The 19,712-nt window shown below is 65.8% G+C and carries 14 protein-coding genes and 3 rRNA genes; 7 read left to right on the top strand and 10 right to left on the bottom strand.

Annotated elements, in window-relative coordinates:
• Positions 1 to 61: 61 nt before the first annotated feature.
• Complete coding sequence (locus OHA25_RS19815) at positions 62 to 514, bottom strand: DUF4442 domain-containing protein (RefSeq protein WP_327589016.1); 453 nt, start codon at positions 512 to 514, stop codon at positions 62 to 64.
• Positions 515 to 604: 90 nt separating this feature from the next.
• Between OHA25_RS19815 and hisN the strand changes: the two genes are divergently transcribed.
• Positions 605 to 1,396 (top strand): histidinol-phosphatase, encoded by a 792-nt coding sequence (gene hisN / locus OHA25_RS19810; RefSeq protein ID WP_327589015.1) that lies wholly within the window; start codon positions 605 to 607, stop codon positions 1,394 to 1,396.
• 28 nt (positions 1,397 to 1,424) lie between these two features.
• Here the strand turns inward: hisN and OHA25_RS19805 are convergent, their stop codons facing one another.
• A complete protein-coding gene (locus OHA25_RS19805) occupies positions 1,425 to 2,210 on the bottom strand; it encodes a fructosamine kinase family protein (protein ID WP_327589014.1) in 786 nt (261 codons plus the stop codon).
• Positions 2,197 to 2,670, bottom strand: coding sequence for a low molecular weight protein-tyrosine-phosphatase (locus OHA25_RS19800; protein ID WP_305924993.1), 474 nt, complete (start codon positions 2,668 to 2,670; stop codon positions 2,197 to 2,199). The genes OHA25_RS19805 and OHA25_RS19800 overlap by 14 nt, the downstream gene beginning before the upstream one ends.
• Positions 2,671 to 2,815: 145 nt before the next feature.
• Here OHA25_RS19800 and OHA25_RS19795 point away from each other — a divergent pair, with 145 nt between their 5' ends.
• The 5 genes from OHA25_RS19795 to OHA25_RS19775 all read left to right on the top strand — a co-directional run bounded on the left by OHA25_RS19795 (position 2,816) and on the right by OHA25_RS19775 (position 7,218).
• Positions 2,816 to 3,808: a phosphate ABC transporter substrate-binding protein PstS family protein gene (locus OHA25_RS19795; RefSeq protein WP_327589013.1), complete on the top strand. Its 993-nt coding sequence runs from the start codon at positions 2,816 to 2,818 to the stop codon at positions 3,806 to 3,808.
• Positions 3,808 to 4,746 (top strand): phosphate ABC transporter permease subunit PstC, encoded by a 939-nt coding sequence (pstC, locus tag OHA25_RS19790; RefSeq protein ID WP_327589012.1) that lies wholly within the window; start codon positions 3,808 to 3,810, stop codon positions 4,744 to 4,746. Before OHA25_RS19795 ends, pstC begins: the two co-directional genes overlap by 1 nt.
• Positions 4,747 to 4,814: 68 nt before the next feature.
• Positions 4,815 to 5,636, top strand: coding sequence for a phosphate ABC transporter permease PstA (pstA, locus tag OHA25_RS19785; protein ID WP_327589011.1), 822 nt, complete (start codon positions 4,815 to 4,817; stop codon positions 5,634 to 5,636).
• 8 nt (positions 5,637 to 5,644) lie between these two features.
• Positions 5,645 to 6,493, top strand: coding sequence for a phosphate ABC transporter ATP-binding protein PstB (pstB, locus tag OHA25_RS19780; RefSeq protein ID WP_442942127.1), 849 nt, complete (start codon positions 5,645 to 5,647; stop codon positions 6,491 to 6,493).
• Entirely contained in the window at positions 6,493 to 7,218 is a 726-nt protein-coding gene (locus OHA25_RS19775; protein WP_305924997.1) for a response regulator transcription factor, read from the top strand. The genes pstB and OHA25_RS19775 overlap by 1 nt, the downstream gene beginning before the upstream one ends.
• On the opposite strand, the gene OHA25_RS19770 is transcribed toward OHA25_RS19775, so the two are convergent.
• Together OHA25_RS19770 and OHA25_RS19765 are read right to left on the bottom strand one after the other, a co-directional pair.
• Positions 7,187 to 8,113 carry a serine hydrolase gene (locus tag OHA25_RS19770; RefSeq protein WP_327589010.1) on the bottom strand — a complete coding sequence of 309 codons (927 nt, stop codon included), beginning with the start codon at positions 8,111 to 8,113 and terminating at the stop codon, positions 7,187 to 7,189. The two genes, OHA25_RS19775 and OHA25_RS19770, sit on opposite strands and share 32 nt — an antisense overlap.
• 33 nt (positions 8,114 to 8,146) lie before the next feature.
• A complete protein-coding gene (locus OHA25_RS19765) occupies positions 8,147 to 9,034 on the bottom strand; it encodes a phenylalanine 4-monooxygenase (RefSeq protein ID WP_327589009.1) in 888 nt (295 codons plus the stop codon).
• Positions 9,035 to 9,161: 127 nt separating this feature from the next.
• On the opposite strand from OHA25_RS19765, the gene OHA25_RS19760 reads away from it, so the two are divergent.
• The gene (locus tag OHA25_RS19760; protein ID WP_327589008.1) at positions 9,162 to 9,614 is read left to right on the top strand and encodes an Lrp/AsnC family transcriptional regulator; all 453 of its coding nucleotides are present in this window, start codon (positions 9,162 to 9,164) and stop codon (positions 9,612 to 9,614) included.
• On the opposite strand, the gene OHA25_RS19755 is transcribed toward OHA25_RS19760, so the two are convergent.
• The 5 genes from OHA25_RS19755 to OHA25_RS19735 form a co-directional block, all read right to left on the bottom strand.
• Complete coding sequence (locus OHA25_RS19755; RefSeq protein ID WP_327589007.1) at positions 9,611 to 13,987, bottom strand: trypsin-like peptidase domain-containing protein; 4,377 nt, start codon at positions 13,985 to 13,987, stop codon at positions 9,611 to 9,613. The genes OHA25_RS19760 and OHA25_RS19755 overlap by 4 nt on opposite strands.
• Entirely contained in the window at positions 13,966 to 14,253 is a 288-nt protein-coding gene (locus OHA25_RS19750; RefSeq protein WP_327589006.1) for a CU044_2847 family protein, read from the bottom strand. Before OHA25_RS19750 ends, OHA25_RS19755 begins: the two co-directional genes overlap by 22 nt.
• A gap of 138 nt (positions 14,254 to 14,391) precedes the next feature.
• Positions 14,392 to 14,508: ribosomal RNA gene (rrf, locus tag OHA25_RS19745) — 5S ribosomal RNA — on the bottom strand.
• A 74-nt stretch (positions 14,509 to 14,582) separates the two neighbouring features.
• Positions 14,583 to 17,689, bottom strand: a 23S ribosomal RNA gene (locus OHA25_RS19740).
• A 312-nt stretch (positions 17,690 to 18,001) separates the two neighbouring features.
• Positions 18,002 to 19,524 (bottom strand): 16S ribosomal RNA (locus OHA25_RS19735).
• Together the 16S, 23S and 5S rRNA genes form the textbook arrangement of a ribosomal RNA operon.
• Positions 19,525 to 19,712 lie beyond the last annotated feature (188 nt).

Here is a 19,712-nt window from a genome sequence, read left to right as displayed (position 1 = left end):
GAGCTACGCGGCCTCGGCTTGTGCCGTGACCGCGTGACCCGGATAGGCGAGAGCCGAGGGTTCAGGTGTTGGGGCGGAGGGTCCAGGTGACGGTGAGGGTGGACACCAAGGCACCGTCGGCGTTCTTGATGTCGACGGCCACGTCGAACACCGGCCGCTCCCCCGCGTCCAACTGGGCGACCACCTCATCCCTGGTGGCCAGCAGCCGGGCCTCGGCATGGACCTCGCCCTTGGCGAGCTTCCGGTACTCGATCGTCGCCGACGTGGCCAGCGGCACCGCCCGCTCCAGCTGATCACCCAGCATGGACAGCATCGCGGCTCCCGACGCGGACTCGGCCAGCGTGAACAGCGCCCCGGCATGCGGGCCCGCCACGTGATTGTGCAAATCCGGACGATCGGGCAGACGGGAAACAGCCTGGCCGTCCCCCACGGAGTCGAAGGTGATGCCCAAGGTGCGGGCAAAAGGGACGGTCTGGAGCAGCAAAGCGCCGACATCGTGCGACATGATGGACATGTTACTGGCAAGTAATAGAAAGAGGAGTTACCAGAAAAGCGCCGTCTGTGACTGATGTTCTCTATACCCGACAAGGTAGCGTGGGCGATCGTGCAGGGTTATTCCGATGATCTACGCCTCGCGCATGTCATGGCGGACGCCGCCGACGACATGACCATGCGGCGGTTCAAGGCTGTCGACCTGAAGGTCGACACCAAGCCGGATCTCACGCCGGTCAGCGACGCCGACCGCGCCGTGGAGGAGGCGATCCGCGGCACGCTGCGCCGGGCCAGGCCGCGTGACGCGGTCGTGGGCGAGGAGTTCGGCAAGACCGGGTGGGGCGCCCGGTCGTGGATCATCGACCCCATCGACGGCACCAAGAACTACGTACGCGGCGTGCCCGTGTGGGCGACGCTGATCGCGCTCATGGAGTACGGCAAGGTCGTGGTCGGCCTGGTCTCCGCTCCGGCGCTCGGGCGGCGCTGGTGGGCGGCGGCCGAGGGCGGGGCGTGGACCGGCAAGAGCCTGACGAAGGCGTCCAGGATGCGGGTCTCCTCGGTGTCCGACCTGGACGACGCGTCGTTCTCGTACTCGAGCTTCGGGGGGTGGGAGAAGACCGGCAAGCTCGACAACTTCCTCGACCTCGGCCGCGCCTGCTGGCGGACCAGGGCGTACGGCGACTTCTGGTCGCACATGATGGTCGCCGAGGGCTCGGTGGACCTGTCCGCGGAGCCCGAGTTGTCGCCCTGGGACATGGCGGCGCTCACGGTGATCGTCGAGGAGGCCGGCGGGGTCTGGACGGACGTCGCCGGGGTGCGGGGTCTCGAGGGTGGCAGCCTGGTCTGCACCAACGGCGTCCTGCACGACGAGGTCATCCACCGCCTCAACCGCACCATGCGATAAGCGTTCAGGTGCCGTTCATCCTTGATCGTCAGAGAGCCAGCACCCGCCGTACCGCCTCCATCAGGCTGTCCCGGTAAGACCCGCCGAACAGCACCACGTGCACGAGCAGCGGATGCAACTGGTGCAGCGGTACCCGCTCCCTCCAGCCGTCCGCCGGAGGCCATTCCTCCTGGTAAGCCCCCAGCACCCGATCCAGGTACGGCAGCCCGAACAACGCCATCATGGCCAGGTCCGTCTCCCGATGCCCGCCATGCGCGGCCGGATCGACCAGCACAGCGGACCCGCCGGACCACAGCACGTTCCCGCTCCACAGATCCCCGTGAATCCGCGAAGGCGGCTCGGCCGGCCCCGCGATCTCGGCGAAGCGCTCCACGGCCCGCTCGACGGCGGCCACGGCCGAGGCGGACAAGTGCGCCTGACGCAGGAAGGGCAGGACCCGCCGCTCGGCATAGAACGCCGGCCAGTCGCCACACGGCGCGTTGTCCATCGGCAACTCGGCGATGAACCCCGGCCACGGCGCCCCGAAGCCCGGCGCCCCCGAGCGATGCAGCCGGGCCAGCTCCCGCCCGAACCGCTCGGCCGCCGCCGTGGTCGGGCGTTCCTGCTCCACCCACGACAACACGAGCCGGTCGGGACCGACCTCGATCACCTCGGGAACCGCGATCGCCTCGCCGAGCCACCTCAGCCCGGCCGCCTCCGAAGTGAACATTTCGGAAACAACGCCGGTCTTCGCGAACACCTGCCGCCCGTCGTCGAGCACGCCCCGCTGCAGGCGCCACCCGTGGGATGAGCCGAGCTCCTCAGTCGATCTCATCGGCGATGTGCTCCGCCAGGCCCTCGGCGGCCGACTCGACCAGCGCGAGGACTTCCTCGAACCCCTCTCGCCCCCCGTAGTAAGGGTCGGGCACCTCGGCACCAGGCGGCGCCGCGGGGTCGAACGAGCGGAACAGCCGCACCTCCACGCCGGCGGGTGCCATTCGCCGCAGATTGGCAAGATTGTCAAGATCCATGGCCAGGACCAGGTCATACCTGTCGTACCAGTCCTTGGTGAACTTCCTGGCCCGGTGCGTGGAGCCGTCGTACCCGTGGTCGGACAGGATGTGCAGCGCCCGCTCATCCATGGGGTCTCCCTCGTGCCAGCCGCCGGTCCCCGCGCTCTCCACGACGACGCGATCGGCCAGCCCCCGATCGGCGAGGGCCTTGCGCAGCACCACCTCCGCCATCGGTGACCTGCAGATATTCCCCATGCACACCACACATACGCGATAGCTCATCTCTCCAGGATCACCCTTACGCGCTATTCATACGACCAAGGACACCTCTTTGTACCTCAGTCACGGGTCGTTCTACTCCCGTTCACTTTCGCCCGGTGTTATCGGAGACGTCGACTACAGATCTCACTAGGGACGAGGAAATACCGTGACCCGTGGACAGCGCCGCCTCAGCGCGGTGGCGACGGCCGCCATCGTTGTGGGCCTTTCCGCCGCTTGCGGCGGCACCAACACCACTACGCCCGCCGGGGAGGGCACAGCTTCCGCCAGCACCGGCGCCGGTGCCGAACTGGCCGGGCAGGTCAAGGTTGACGGCTCCAGCACGGTTGCCCCGCTGACGAGCGCCGCCGCGGAGTTCTTCGCCGAGGAGCAGGCCAAGGTCAACGTGACCGTGGGCACCTCCGGCACCGGTGGCGGCTTCGAGAAGTTCTGCAACGGCGAGACCGACATCTCCGACGCCTCCCGTCCGATCAAGGACGAAGAGAAGGCCGCCTGCGACGCCAAGAGCATCAAGTACACCGAGCTCACCGTGGCGACCGACGCGCTGACCGTGGTGGTGAACAAGGAAAACACCTGGGCCACCTGCCTCACCGTCGACCAGCTCAAGAAGATGTGGGAGCCGGGCGCGGAGAAGAAGATCACCAGCTGGAACCAGATCGACCCCAAGTTCCCGAACGAGCCGCTGAAGCTCTTCGGCCCGGGCACCGACTCCGGCACCTTCGACTACTTCACCGACGAGATCAACGGCGAAGAGGGCGCGAGCCGCAAGGACTACAGCCCCAGCGAGGACGACAATGTCACCGTCCAGGGCGTCGAGGGCAGCAAGGGCGGCCTCGGCTACTTCGGCTACACCTACTTCGAGGAGAACGCCGCCAAGCTGAAGGCCGTTGAGGTCGACGGCGGCGATGGCTGTGTCGCGCCGAGCGTCGAGACGGCGCAGAACGGCACCTACAAGCCGCTGGCCAGGCCGCTGTTCATCTACCCGTCCACCGCCGCGGTCAAGCGGCCGGAGGTCGCGGCCTTCCTCGACTACTACGTGGCCAACATCAACAAGATTGCGACGGACGCGAAGTTCATCCCGCTCAACACGGAGCAGGAGAGCAAGCTCAAGGCCGACCTGTCGACGCTGAAGAGCAGCTGATGGCGGTTCGCGACTCCGCGACCGTGCCGGGGACTCCCCAGTCCCTGGCGCGGTCGCGCCCGCGTTATGGCGAGATGACCATCAAGGCGATCCTTCTGGTGGCCTCCCTGGTCTCCATCGCCACCACGGTCGGCATCGTGTTCTCCCTCCTGGAGCCCACGATCAGGTTCTTCGGGGAAATCAGCGTGGTGGAGTTCTTCACCTCCACCAACTGGGGACCGCTGTTCGAACCCCCGAGCTACGGCGTGCTGCCGCTGGTCAGCGCGACCCTCATCACGACCGGCATCGCGATCGTCGTCGCCGTCCCACTCGGCCTGGCCGCCGCGATCTACCTGTCCGAATACGCCAAGCCTCGCGTCAGGAAAATCTTCAAGCCAGTGCTCGAGGTGCTGGCGGGCATCCCGACCGTGGTCTTCGGGTTCTTCGCGCTGAGCTTCGTCACCCCGCTGCTGCGGGACATCCTGTGGTTCGAGATCGAGATCTTCAACGCCCTGAGCGCGGGTCTCGTGGTCGGCTTCATGATCATTCCGATCGTGGCATCGTTGTCGGAGGACGCGATGTCGTCGGTGCCGAACAGCCTGCGCGAGGGCTCCTTCGCCCTTGGCGCCTCCAGGATGGTCACCTCGCTCCGCGTGGTGCTGCCCGCGGCCTTCTCCGGCATCGTCGCGGCCGTCATCCTGGCGATCTCGCGGGCCGCGGGTGAGACGATGATCGTCTACATCGCCGGTGGCGGTCAGCCCAACTTCACGCTCGACCTGGGCGCGCCGATGCAGACCATGGCCGCGTTCATCGCCGCGGCAGGTTCCGGCGACGTTCCGGTGGGCACGGTCGACTACGACACCATCTTCGCGGTCGGCGCTCTCCTCTTCGTGATGACGTTCGTCATGAACTACGTCAGCGCCCGCCTGGTGCGGAAATATCGTGAGGTGTACGAGTAATGGCTGTTCTCTCGACGCCACGCTCCGCCGTGCAATTGGCGAGCCAGGGGCGTCCGGTCAAGGAAATCTTGTTCCGGATACTCCTGCTCGCCAGCCTGGCGCTGGCGCTCATCTTCCTGGTCGCCCTCCTCGCCTTCGTCCTGGTGGAGGGCTGGCCGCGGATCGACGCCCGGCTCTGGGAGAACATGCCGTCGATCCGCAATCCGGAGATCGCCGGCGCCCAGTCTGCCATCACGGGCACGCTCTGGGTCATCTCGCTGACCGCGGTCATGACGATTCCGACGGGCATCGCCGCGGCGATCTACCTGGAGGAGTACGCGGACCGGACCCGCTGGTACAACCGCATCATCGAGCTCAACATCCAGAACCTCGCCGGTATCCCGTCGATCGTCTACGGCATCCTCGGCCTGGGCATCATCGCCCGTACGATCGGCCTCGGCTTCAGCGTGATCACCGCGTCGATCACCCTCGGCCTGCTGGTGCTCCCCATCGTGATCATCGCCTCGCGTGAGGCGATCCGGGCGGTGCCGCCGTCGATCCGGGAGGGATCGCTGGCACTGGGCGCCACGCAGTGGCAGACGATCTACCGTCAGGTGTTGCCCGCGTCGATCCCCGGCATCGCGACCGGCTCGATCCTGGCCCTCTCCCGGGCCATCGGCGAGGCCGCTCCCCTGATCATGCTGGGCGCGGTGTCCTTCATCCGCTTCAACCCGGACGGCATCTTCGCCAGCTACACCGTCCTCCCGATCCAGATCTTCAACTGGATCTCCCAGTCGCGCGAAGGTTTCCACATCCTGGCCGCCGCCGCGATCGTGATCCTGCTGCTGATCCTGCTGCTGATGAACTCGGTGGCGATCTGGCTCCGCAACCGCTATCAGAGGCGCTGGTGAAGGAAGATATGACTGAGATAGGAACCCCCATGGCGAACGTCACCGTCCGTGGTCCCGAGGCCCCCCGTAATCTCGAGGCCCTGGATCCGGTCTTCACCGTCTCCGACCTCAGCGTTTTCTACGGCGACTACGAGGCCGTGCGCGAGGTCGACATGCTGATCGGCAATCGCGAGATCACCGCCATGATCGGCCCCTCCGGTTGCGGCAAGAGCACGGTGCTGCGGTGCTTCAACCGGATGAACGACCTCATCCCCGGCGCCCGCCCGGCCGGCAAGATCCTCTACCACGGTGAGGACCTCTACGGCGACCACGTGGACCCCATTGAGGTACGCCGCCGGATCGGCATGGTCTTCCAGAAGCCCAACCCCTTCCCCAAGTCGATTTACGACAACATCGCCTACGGCCCCCGCGTCAACGGCACGAAGGGCAAGATGGACGAGCTGGTCGAGCAGGCGCTCACCCGGGCGGCCCTGTGGGACGAGGTCAAGGACAAGCTCAAGCAGAACGCCCTGTCCCTGTCCGGCGGTCAGCAGCAGCGCCTGTGCATCGCGCGGGCCATCGCGGTCAGCCCCGAGGTCATCCTCATGGACGAGCCGTGCTCGGCCCTCGACCCGATCGCCACCACCAAGATCGAAGACCTGATGCAGGAGCTGGCGCGCGATTACACGATCGTGATCGTCACGCACAACATGCAGCAGGCCGCTCGCGTCTCCCACCGCACCGCGTTCTTCACCGCCGAGGTCGACGGCAAGGGCGTGCGGCACGGCCGCCTCGTGGAGTACGACGAGACCAGCCGTATCTTCACCAACCCATCCGACAAGCGCACCGAGGACTACATCACGGGACGCTTCGGCTGATGACCCAGCAGCAGGCGGCATCCACGATGCACGGGGACACGAGGACCAAGCCCGTACTGCTCATCGCCGACCCCGACAGCGCCGTGGTCGAGGCATTGGCCACCGCCCTCGAACGCGAGGGCGTGGCCGTCACCGGCGCACCTGACGGCGCTCAGGGGCTGCTGCAGGCGGGAGCCCTGCAGCCGGACGTGGTGCTCGTCTCGGCCACGCTCCCGGTCATCGACGCGGTCGAGTTCGTGCGCGCGGTACGGCTCGCGCGAGCCGTACCGGTGCTGCTCGGCGTCGGCGAGGGGCACGCCGAGCAGGCTGTGCGCGCTCTCGCGGCCGGCGCGGCCGCCTGCGTGGCCCGGCCTTACCGGGTGCTTGAGCTGCTGCCGTTCATCCAGGCGTCCTCGCCCGAGTCGCGCAAGGTGCTGATCGTGGGCGGGGTCGAGCTGGACGTGCAGGCCTACCAGGTACGCGTGGGCGGGCGGGCCGTGCACCTGCCGCTGCGGGAGTTCGAGCTGCTGCAATACCTCATGCGCAACGCCGACCGCACGGTCACCCGCGAGCAGATCATGCGCAACGTGTGGCACACCGCCGCCACCACCTCGACGAACACGATCGCCGTGCACGTCAAGCGGCTGCGGGCGCGGCTGGGCGACGAGGACGACCAGCTCATCCAGACCGTGCGCGGCGTGGGCTACCGGCTGGTCACTCCGGGCATGACCGGAAGTCCTGCATGATCCTTTTGGCGACGCCTTCGACCGTCGCGATCCCGTACCCGACGTCGGAGCTGCCCTCGGTGAGCACGGCCACGGCGTAGTCGTGGCCGTCGCCCCTGATCAGGCCCACGCTGATCACGGCCCAGCGCTTGGTCGAGACGCGCTTGAGCCAGCCGTTCTTCAACGCCACCCGCTCGCCCCGGCACGCGGCGGCGCTGATGCCCCAGTCCTGGCCGTCGACGACCTTGCCCATGAGCCCGAGTACCCGCTCGCGCTCCGCGCCCTTGAGCGGGCTCTTGCCGGACACCAGGGCGCTCATGAGCCGGATCTGGTCGTCCACCGACGTCCGGGTGATGCCCCAGCAATAGAGGTCGAGGCAGTCACCGGCGACGCCCTGCGTGTGTTTCAGCCCGAACCGCCGCCCGGCCTTGGTGAATCCCGGCGCCCCGCCGATGCGTAACCAGAGCCGGTCGGCGGCGTGGTTGTCGCTGTAGCGGATCATCAGCTCGGCGTCCCGCCTGACCGCCTCGGGCACCTTCTTCCACGGTGTCTTGAGCAGCAACGCCATGAGGATCTGGACCTTGGCGCTGCTCGCGGTGATCAGCCGCTCGCCCGGGTGGTAACGGTAGAGCCGCCCGGTCGCCAGGTCCTTGACCATGGCGGTGACCGGCCCAGGGCGGCCGGCCAGATAGCGGTCGAGCCGTTTGGTGATCTGTTTGGCCGGGATCGGCCCCACGGCCTCCTCGGCCGCGATGCTCTCGATCCACGCCAGGGTCGCCTCCCGGGCCACGGGCACCGCCCACAGGGGACCTCGGGGCCGTTCGGAACGTGGCTCCACGGGTGCCGTGACCAGTGACAGGACCAGGGCGAGCGCGAGCACCACCCGTGCTGACGCCTGCCGCCGGCCCCTGATCACCCGGGCATTATCACGAAGAAGCGCGATGCGCCGCTAGACGGCGGCGGCGAGCAGTTTCGCGATCGAGTCGTCGTCACAGGTGTCCCAGAAGCCACCCACGACGTCTTCCAGGTGTTCCAAGGAGTCCGCCCGGAACAGCACGTCCTGATATTTCGTGATGTCGTAGTGCGTCGTGCCCATGGCCGCCAGATCCAGCGGCCTGATGTCCATGGCGCGGAACTCCTCGATCTCCCCGTACGACGACAGAATCCCCGCCCCGTACGCCCGGAGCTCGCCCCGCTCCGCCATCACCCCGAACTCCAGCGTGAACCAGAACACCTTCGACACGAACTCCAGCGCCTCCTCCCCCTCGACCCGCCGCGCCGCCTGGCCGGCCAGGCGATAGAGGGCGGCATAGCGGGAGCTGGCGAGCGCGTTGGCATGCCCGATCACCTCGTGGACGACGTCCGGCTCCGGCGTGTAGAAGGGCACGGAATGGTGGCGGATGTACTGCGTCGAGTGGAAGAACCCGTCCGCGAGCACCCCATAGAAGTCCCGCAGCGGCACCAGCCCCGCCGCCGGCAGATACCGGAACCCGGTCAGCGGCTCCAGGAGCCGCGAGACCTCCTCCAGCTGCGGGATGCGCTCGGCCGGCAGCCCCAGCCGCTCCACGCCGTCGAGGTACTCCGCCGTGGCGTACGTGGCGTGCTTGACCGCCAGCTCCCTGCTGACCATCGCCCACACCTCATGCTCCTGCTCGGTGTACTGGGCCGCGGGAATGGGCGTGCCGGGACGATAGTCGACCGCGAGCTTCGCGATCGCGTTACGCCGCGCCCGGTAGACCGGGTCGGCGAACCCGGGATGCGACGCCGAGAGCTCGACCACCACCGACCCGTCGGCCTGGGCCGCGACCGGGGCGAAGTATTGCGCTTCCTCAAACATGCCCAGATAACAGCAAGTTCCGCTTTTCCTGGCAAGAGCGCGTAGTTTTGCTGCGCGATACGCTTACTTTCGCACTCCCGAAGCCGCATACTCTGGTCGAATCGCACAGTCCTGGAAGGGGGCCGGCATGGACGAGCTGGACACCAGGTTGCTCGTGACCATGCGGGCCAACCCGCGCGTCGGCCTGACGGAGCTCGCCCGTCTCCTGGGCGTCGCCAGGGGCACGGTGCAGGCCAGGGTGGAGAAGCTGACCGCACGCGGGGTGATCGAGGACTTCGGGCCCACGGTGTCGCCGGCCGCGGCCGGGCATCCGATCCTGGCGTTCGTCTGGCTGCAGATCGCTCAGGGCCGGCTGGAGGAGGCGGTGGCGGCACTGCGTGCCGTGCCGCAGATCCTGGAGGTGCACGGGACGAGCGGCCAGCACGACCTGCTCTGCCGGGTGGTCGCCAGGAGCACCGATCATCTGCAGGAGGTCATCGCCCGCGTCCTGGCCTCGCCCGCCGTGCAGCGTACGGACACCACGATCGCCCTGTCCACCCAGATCCCGTACCGCATCGAGCCCCTGCTCGAACGGGGTTAACGCGCCACTCCCAGCAGATCGAGAATGCGGACCGCCTCAGCGTGCCCACCCAGCCGGGCGATGGCCGACCGGTAGAAGAGGATGTCGGCGATGACGCCGCCGCGGCTGTCGAGCGGCAGCTCAGTGGTCCACCGATCGACCGCCCGCCACATCTCCTCCCGCCCCAGCTCCGCCCACCGATCGTGGAACACCGCCCACAGCTGCCCCCGGTCCTTGGCGTCGTCGAAGTATCGATGCACCTCGGCTGCCCACTCCAGCAGGCCTTCCGTGGGAAGTTGGGGAAGGATATCCGCCATGGCCGACGACCTGATCAGCTGCGTCTGCCACCCGAGCCAACTCGCCAGCGTGTAGGCCCGCTCCACCTCCCCCAGGCCCGCGAGGGCGCTCGCCGCGGCGGCCTCGAACGCCTTGCGCGTGCTCTCCGACTTGATCCCGGGGTCCCCTCCCCTGAGCTCCAGCAGGGCGTCGATCTCGGCCACCGACAGGATCGGCATGAGCGCCAGAACGTCGTGCGCCCAGTCGTCGAGCCGCTTGTGGTCGCTGCCGAAAGGAGAGTGGTGCAGGCGCGCCACCCCATCGAGATAGCCTCCCTCGAAAAGCAGCGGCTTGACGGTCTCGGCCGCCGCCGGCGACAGCAGCCGGACGAAGAACGGCGTCCAGTCGCCGATGCCGCGCACCAGCCACGGGCATTGCGCCGGATAGCCGTCGTAGGCGGACTCATCGACGACCTCGTCACGCAGCCGCCGCAGCCCGGCCATGATGGCCTCCATCACCGTGGGGTGCGGCGGATGGGTGCCCGCCGCCAGCACCGTGAGGCGCACCCAAGGATCGGGCTGGGCGTCGGCCAGGGCCATCAGGTGCGGGACATCGTCCTCGTCCATGTCGGTGGCGGCCGCGTAGAGCATGTCCAGGGGCTCGTCGCCGAGCACCTGACCCACCTGATTGGGGTAGCGCCTGACGCCGCTCTCCCACGAACGCCAGGCCCCCGGATAGGTGCAGCGCTCCCACCAGGGCTCGCGGTACGACGCCCGCTGGTTGGGCTCGAGCGACCCCTCGGGCAGATACGTGGCCAGCTGCCACACCAGCGTCGGCGCCAGCCCTTGCCGGTCCGTCTGGTCGTAGACCAGGTCGAGCGCTCGCCCGGCCTCCTCCGGCCCGAAAGCCGCCAGCCTGGCCAGCGCCCACTTGCGCGGAGGCCGGTCCGGTACGGAATCCTCCGCATCGTGCACGGTGATACTCAACGCCAGCTCGGTCTCCTCCCGCGTCAAGTACCGCCACATGGCCATCAGCCACGTCCAGAGACGATCCTTGTCCTCGGCCCCGACGGCCCGCAGCGCCCTGCCGGCGTATCCGGCCGCGGCCAGGGCAGGGCACACCACGTCGAGCTCCACCATCTGCAGGTGCCTCAGCAGCTCCGGCTGCTCGAAGGCCACCTCGGCGTACCGCTCCCGCTCGTCCCCCTCGAGCAGCGGAAGCAGCTGCATCAGGCAGACCACCCGCTTGGTGTAGTCCAGCTCGGCGACCACCCGTGCGGCCGCGTGCGCGGCGTGCTCCGCCGGCAGGACGCTGAACAGCCCGTCGTGGTGGAGGCTCGGCATGAGCTCGTACTGCTGGTCGAGGGTGACCGGGCCGAAGAGGACATCCTGGAACACGCCGTCCACCACGTCGCGGGACAACCACCGCGCCGCCGCCACGAACGCCTCGGCGCCGATCCGCCACCCTGGGTCGAAGCGTGACTGCATCGCCGAGACCAGCCTGTCCCTGATCCCCGCGGACTCGGCCAGCCCCACCGGCACCTGCTTGGTCAGCCAGCACGCCGCGAAGGTGTCCATGACGCCGACCGCGTCCATCGCGTCGATCAGGATCCGCTCGGCGAGCGGCGCGGGCAGCAGCGGCGCCAGCTCGCTCACCACCCACACGTGCACGAGCCCGCGATATCGGTGGTCGTCGGGCAGCCATTCGGCGACCGCCAGCGCGTCCTCGACCCGGCCCAGCTCCAGCAGCCGCCGCGCGTAGGCGGCACTCGCCGGGGCGAGATACTCCGGGAAGGCGTCCACCGACTTCTCCAGGATCTGCCGCAACGCCGGCAGGTGTTCCTCGCCGAGGTATGGCGCCAGGCTCCGCAGGCCATGCGCTCTGGTGCTGTCGAAGACCTCACTGGCCAGCAGGGACAGCGCCCGGCCCGGCGGCCAGATCCCGTACCGCACGAGCTGGGCCGCGAGGTGGTGGCTCATCTCCGTGCCCAGCGCCGCCCGCTCGCCGGCCAAGGCCGCCGCGCACAAGATCTGCTCGGGCAGGTACGGCAGCCGCTCGCCCGCCTCGAAGGCCCGCTGGTTCGCGGCACGCGCCCGGGCCGCCACCCGCCGTACGTCGGCGCGGTAGCCGTCCAGCTCGTCCGAGCCGGTCTCCCTGGCCCGCCGCCACAGACCGTGCGTCAACGCGAACGCCTCCCGCATCGGCACGCCCGCCCCCGCCTCGTCGGGCACCAGGTGCGCCGCGAGATGGCGCGCCAGATACGTGGGCACGGCGGTCGGCGACAGCTCGCGGGCCAGCAGCGCGTCCATGACCTCGCGCCCCCACGCGACGTACGCCTCCCGGTACGCGGCGAGATCGCCGTCGCCGTCCAGCCGTTTGCGCAACATGCGGGTGATGAGCGGGTGCGCGATGAGGAAGCTGTCGGGCTCGCGACCGGGCAGCACCAGCCGGTCCAGCAGCCTGACGGCCTGGCGGAGCCGGTCGGCGTCCAACGCCTTGCCCACGCGGGGAGCCAGGCTGCGGAGCTCTGTCAGGCGTACCGGGCCTTCGGCCACGGCGAGCAGGTTGAGCAACCGTCTGCCGTCCTTGAGCCGCTTGGCGTCGCGGGCCCGCCACTGCCGCTCCTGCTCCTCCTCCCACATCGCGAAATATCCGTCCAGCCCTGGAGCGGCCCGCTCCAGCGCCGCGAGATCGACGAGCGGCCGATCCGCCAGATCACGCAGGTAGAGGCCGGTCGTCACCGGATCTCCTCGGGTGAGCCGCCACAACGCCGGGGCGATGTCGTCGACCGGGTCCTGTGGCCGTACCTGCCGCAGCAGCTCGGCGACGTCATCAGCGCACAGTGCTCCGAGCCGCGTGACCGCGGTGTCCGGCAGGTTGAGCGCCTCCGCCCATGCCTCGGCCGAGGGTCGGCGAGCGGTGTGCCGCGCGGACAACACAATCCGCACGCCCGGCCCCGGACGCCGGGGAAAGTCCGCCGGTCCCGGCTCCCAGCCGGCCTCGTCCAGTGCGTCCACGATCACGAGCAACGTCCCCCCGTCGGGTGCCGGCCGGGATAACAACGCCGCCAGCGCGTCCCTGGCCCGCGCTTCGCCGGCGTTGTAGTCGTAGCCGACCCCGTGCACGCGAGCGACACGATGCAACAGGTTCGTGAACACCTCGCCGGCCCCGGTGGCCTCATAACGCAAGCTGACCGGCACGAACACCGGCCGCACCCACGGCTGGCCCGCCGCCACCGCCGTCGCCCACCGCACCAGCAGCGTGCTCTTGCCCGCCCCCGCCTCACCGCAGACGAGGTGGTACGGCGGCGCGTCCGGATCGGCGAGCCAAGCGTCGAGCGTGTCCAGCTCAGCGGCCCGTCCGGCGAACGGCAACGTGCCCTGGCTGCCGCGTAAGTGGGTGTCGATGAAGTTCGCAATCTGCCCGCGCCCGGGCGCGTCGACGTCCCCGGCCAGCTCGTCGACGGCGTCGAGTGATGCCCCCAGCTCGGGCCAGCGCTGGATGATCTCCGCGACGGGAACGGCGTAAACCGTGCCCCCGACCGCACGCCCCTCGTCTTCGTCGTCCTCCTGCATCCAGCAGATCACGCCTACCGCCACCTGCCCCGTGACGGTGTCCACCAGCACAGGCCCGCCGCTGAACCCGCGTGGCCGCATGCGTGCCGCCACCTCATCCGAGAACAGCTGGATCACCGGCATGCCGTCATGGATCGTCGTCCGCCGCACCGCGACCCTGGCAGGCAGGGACTGCGGCTCGACGGTGGACGGATTGTGGGTCGGCCACCCCAGCCCCACCACCCGCGTCTCCCCCGCCGCCTGCGCGTGCCTCCCCAGCGGAACGGGCCGCCAGCCCGGTGGCAGCGGCGTCTCCGGATCGAGTTCCAGCAACGCCACGTCCAGCCGCGGGTCGTGGTCGGAGTAAACGCCCTCCACCAGCACATCCGGCGCCAACCGCAGCACCACCCGCTCGCTCCGCAGCTTGGTACGGTCCCGAGGATCGGCCAGGCAGTGCCAGCAAGTCAGCAACAACCGGTCGGTGACGGCGAACGCCGTGCCGCGCGGCTCTGGCGTCAGCACCGCCCCGACCGCGGGGCGGCTCATGTCTTGCCTCTGGTCCATTTCAGCGACACCTGGAACGTGCCGCCGGTCTTGGCCTTCGCGATCACCACGCCGCTCTCGGCTTCCAGACTCATCGAAAGCGCCAGACTGACCTCGGACAGCGCCCACGCCTCGGTATCCTGCCGGACCAGGCGTTCCTCCAGGGCCGCGCGCACGCGCTCGGCCACCGCTCCGATCGAAGCGCCGAGCTCGCCGGCCCGGCTCTCGAACTTCTCCAGTAGATCAGCCGGGCCGAGCGTGCCCCGATAACCGGGATCGGGCAGCACCTCTACCTTGATCGTGCCTAACGGCTCAGGTGACGCGGACATGCCCCCATTGGACTACCAACCGCCCTCCGCGGATAGTCGTCCAAACAAGAAAAGCCCCGACGCGTTGTGCGTCGGGGCTTTCCCCAATCAAAGATTGTCCGGCGGTGACCTACTCTCCCACACCCTCCCGAGTGCAGTACCATCGGCGCAGAGAAGCTTAACTTCCGGGTTCGGAATGTAACCGGGTGTTTCCTTCCCGCCATAACCGCCGTAACCCTGAGAAACAGCCTGTTTGCTGTCTCAGAATTGCGTAGTGGACGCGAGCAACGACTAGAAAAGTCTGCTTTGTGGTCAAGTCCTCGGCCTATTAGTACCGGTCAGCTCCACGCGTTACCGCGCTTCCACCTCCGGCCTATCAACCCGGTCGTCTACCGGGGGCCTTACCCACTCTCGTGGTGGGAGACCTCATCTCAAGGCGAGCTTCCCGCTTAGATGCTTTCAGCGGTTATCCCTTCCGAACGTAGCCAACCAGCCGTGCACCTGGCGGTACAACTGGCACACCAGAGGTTCGTCCGTCCCGGTCCTCTCGTACTAGGGACAGCCCCTTTCAAGTCTCCTGCGCGCGCAGCGGATAGGGACCGAACTGTCTCGCGACGTTCTAAACCCAGCTCGCGTACCGCTTTAATGGGCGAACAGCCCAACCCTTGGGACCTACTCCAGCCCCAGGATGCGACGAGCCGACATCGAGGTGCCAAACCATCCCGTCGATATGGACTCTTGGGGAAGATCAGCCTGTTATCCCCGGGGTACCTTTTAGCCGTTGAGCGACACCGCTTCCACATGCCGATGCCGGATCACTAGTCCCAGCTTTCGCTCCTGCTCGACCCGTCAGTCTCACAGTCAAGCTCCCTTGTGCACTTACACTCGACACCTGATTGCCAACCAGGCTGAGGGAACCTTTGGGCGCCTCCGTTACTCTTTAGGAGGCAACCGCCCCAGTTAAACTACCCACCAGACACTGTCCCCGATCCGGATCACGGACCAGGGTTAGACGTTCAAAACGACCAGAGTGGTATTTCACCAATGACTCCACCCGAACTAGCGTCCGAGCTTCCCAGTCTCCCACCTATCCTACACAAGACGCTCCAAACGCCAATGTCAAGCTGTAGTGAAGGTCCCGGGGTCTTTCCGTCCTGCTGCGCGTAACGAGCATCTTTACTCGTAGTGCAATTTCGCCGGGTCTGCGGTTGAGACAGCGGGGAAGTCGTTACGCCATTCGTGCAGGTCGGAACTTACCCGACAAGGAATTTCGCTACCTTAGGATGGTTATAGTTACCACCGCCGTTTACCGGCGCTTAAGTTCTCACCTTCGCCAGCTTGCGCTGACTAAGCGGTCCCCTTAACGTTCCGGCACCGGGCAGGCGTCAGTCCGTATACATCGTCTTACGACTTCGCACGGACCTGTGTTTTTAGTAAACAGTCGCTTCCCCCTGGCCACTGCGACCCCCACCAGCTCACAGAGCTAGTCCGATCACCAGCAGAGGTCCCCCTTCTCCCGAAGTTACGGGGGCAATTTGCCGAGTTCCTTAACCACAGTTCACCCGATCGCCTTAGTATTCTCTACCTGACCACCTGAGTCGGTTTAGGGTACGGGCCGCCACAACACTCACTAGAGGCTTTTCTCGGCAGCATAGGATCATCCACTTCACCACAATCGGCTCGGCATCACATCTCAGGATATATGCGAGGCGGATTTACCTACCTCACTCCCTACATGCTTACCCCAGGTCAACCATCGCCTGGGCTGGACTACCTTCCTGCGTCACCCCATCGCTTACCTACTACCCAATCAGGTCGAGCGTTCAGCCTCACCCACACTCCGAAGAGCGTCAGGGACTTAAGGACTCTTAGTATCAAGGGGTTCGATATGGGCGCATTGAAGCGGGTACGGGAATATCAACCCGTTGTCCATCGACTACGCCTGTCGGCCTCGCCTTAGGTCCCGACTTACCCTGGGCGGATTAGCCTGCCCCAGGAACCCTTGGTCATCCGGCGCGAGGGTTTCTCACCCTCGATTCGCTACTCATGCCTGCATTCTCACTCGCACAGCCTCCACAACTAGATCACTCTGCTGCTTCACCGGCTGCACGACGCTCCCCTACCCACCAACAGCACATAGCTGTCAGTGCCACGACTTCGGCGGTGTGCTTGAGCCCCGCTACATTGTCGGCGCAGAATCACTTGACCAGTGAGCTATTACGCACTCTTTCAAGGGTGGCTGCTTCTAAGCCAACCTCCTGGTTGTCTCTGCGACTCCACATCCTTTCCCACTTAGCACACGCTTAGGGGCCTTAGTCGGTGATCTGGGCTGTTTCCCTCTCGACTACGAACCTTATCGCCCGCAGTCTCACTGCCACGCTCTCACTTACCGGCATTCGGAGTTTGGCTGACGTCAGTAACCTTGTCGGGCCCATCGGCCATCCAGTGCTCTACCTCCGGCAAGAAACACGTGACGCTGCACCTAAATGCATTTCGGGGAGAACCAGCTATCACGGAGTTTGATTGGCCTTTCACCCCTACACACAGATCATCCCCCAGGTTTTCAACCCTGGTGGGTTCGGTCCTCCACCCAGTCTTACCTGAGCTTCAACCTGCCCATGCGTAGATCACTCCGCTTCGGGTCTACAGCATGCGACTCAAACGCCCTCTTCAGACTCGCTTTCGCTACGGCTCCCCCACACGGGTTAACCTCGCCACACACCATAACTCGCAGGCTCATTCTTCAAAAGGCACGCAGTCACATCACACACAAGGCGAACCTCATGTAAGCTCCTACGGCTTGTAGGCACACGGTTTCAGGTACTCTTTCACGACCCCTCACCGGGGCACTTTTCACCTTTCCCTCACGGTACTCGTGCACTATCGGTCACCAGGGAGTATTTAGGCTTACCAGGTGGTCCTGGCAGATTCACACAGGATTTCTCGGGCCCCGTGCTACTTGGGATCCCCTCAAGAAGCCTTCAAGATTTCGCCTACCCGGCTCTCACGGTCTACGGCAGCCCTTCCCAGAGCTTTCAACTACCTCGAAGGTTTATCACTTCTTGCAGACTCGGCAGAGACTGCCAGAGGGTCCCACGACCCCGGACGTGCAACGCCTGCCGGCTATCACACACGCCCGGTTTAGCCTCATCCGCTTTCGCTCACCACTACTCACGGAATCACTCTTGTTTTCTCTTCCTACGGGTACTGAGATGTTTCACTTCCCCGCGTTACCACCAACCGCCCTATACATTCAGGCGGAGGCAACACCACATGACTGGTGCTAGGTTTCCCCATTCGGACATCCCCGGATCAACGTCTGGTTGGCGACTCCCCGAGGCTTAACGCAGCCTCCCACGTCCTTCATCGGCTCCTGATGCCAAGGCATCCACCGTGTGCCCTAAAAAACTTGGCCACAAAGATGCTCGCGTCCACTATGCAAATCTCAAACAACAAACAGCAACCACCTCCAAGCCGACAAACATCGACTCTTCGGTGGCCCTGTACTGAGGACTTCAACGGAAGCAATGCCCGTTCCCTCAGGACCCAACAGTGTGTTTCAGACCCAGTCCAAGCCCCCGGTAACTCCGTTCCCACTCCCACCCCTTTGAGGGGGCGGGCGGTACTAGCAGTCCGGCAACCCGGCCTAGCTGACTAGCCAGTGCTCCACTAGTGAGCTGTCACGCGTCCCGGGCGTTCGCCGAGACCGCGTGAAGATGCTCCTTAGAAAGGAGGTGATCCAGCCGCACCTTCCGGTACGGCTACCTTGTTACGACTTCGTCCCAATCGCCAGCCCCACCTTCGACCGCTCCCCCCAGCAAGCTGGTTGGGCCACGGGCTTCGGGTGTTGCCGACTTTCGTGACGTGACGGGCGGTGTGTACAAGGCCCGGGAACGTATTCACCGCAGCGTTGCTGATCTGCGATTACTAGCGACTCCGACTTCATGGGGTCGAGTTGCAGACCCCAATCCGAACTGAGACCGGCTTTTAGGGATTCGCTCCACCTCGCGGTATCGCAACCCTCTGTACCGGCCATTGTAGCATGTTTGCAGCCCAAGACATAAGGGGCATGATGACTTGACGTCATCCCCACCTTCCTCCGAGTTGACCCCGGCAGTCCCCCATGAGTCCCCACCACCCCCGAAGAGGCGTGCTGGCAACATGGAGCAAGGGTTGCGCTCGTTGCGGGACTTAACCCAACATCTCACGACACGAGCTGACGACAGCCATGCACCACCTGTCACCCAGTCCGAAGAGGGCCCCATCTCTGGAGCTTTCCGGGTGATGTCAAACCTTGGTAAGGTTCTTCGCGTTGCGTCGAATTAAGCAACATGCTCCGCCGCTTGTGCGGGCCCCCGTCAATTCCTTTGAGTTTTAGCCTTGCGGCCGTACTCCCCAGGCGGGGCGCTTAATGCGTTAGCTCCGGCACGGAGATCGTGGAAGACCCCCACACCTAGCGCCCAACGTTTACAGCGTGGACTACCAGGGTATCTAATCCTGTTCGCTCCCCACGCTTTCGCTCCTCAGCGTCAGGTAAGGCCCAGCAAGCCGCCTTCGCCACCGGTGTTCCTCCTGATATCTGCGCATTTCACCGCTACACCAGGAATTCCACTTGCCCCTGCCTACCTCTAGCCGGCCCGTATCCACCGCAGACCCGCAGTTAAGCTGCGGGCTTTCACGGCAGACGCGACCAGCCACCTACGAGCTCTTTACGCCCAATAATTCCGGACAACGCTTGCGCCCTACGTATTACCGCGGCTGCTGGCACGTAGTTAGCCGGCGCTTCTTCTGCAGGTACACGTCAACTTCGTCCCTGCTGAAAGAGGTTTACAACCCGAAGGCCGTCATCCCCCACGCGGCGTCGCTGCGTCAGGCTTCCGCCCATTGCGCAATATTCCCCACTGCTGCCTCCCGTAGGAGTCTGGGCCGTGTCTCAGTCCCAGTGTGGCCGGTCGCCCTCTCAGGCCGGCTACCCGTCGTCGCCTTGGTAGGCCACTACCCCACCAACAAGCTGATAGGCCGCGAGCCCATCCCCAACCGAAAAACTTTCCACCACCACCCGATGCCGGAGGCGGTCATATCCGGTATTAGACCCAGTTTCCCGGGCTTATCCCAGAGTCAGGGGCAGGTTGCTCACGTGTTACTCACCCGTTCGCCGCTCGAGTACCCCGAAGGGCCTTTCCGCTCGACTTGCATGTGTTAAGCACGCCGCCAGCGTTCGTCCTGAGCCAGGATCAAACTCTCCAAACAATGATCATGTTCGGATGAATCATCCAAGCAATAACCGTCAAAAATGACGGGGTCATACATGTGTGATGCACATGCACTGGCTTTTAACACACTGTTGAGTTCTCAAGAAACGGACGCGTTTTCCAGCGTTTCGTTTCGGTCTTGCGTTATGTCTTAATTCTTACATCCCCTCGAATTCCTGTCAAATT

This window comes from Nonomuraea sp. NBC_00507, from assembly GCF_036013525.1.
In the GTDB taxonomy this organism is placed as follows: Bacteria; Actinomycetota; Actinomycetes; order Streptosporangiales; family Streptosporangiaceae; genus Nonomuraea.
The sequence above is the reverse complement of the archived record's forward strand: the minus strand, read 5'-3'. Positions and strand labels throughout refer to the sequence as shown.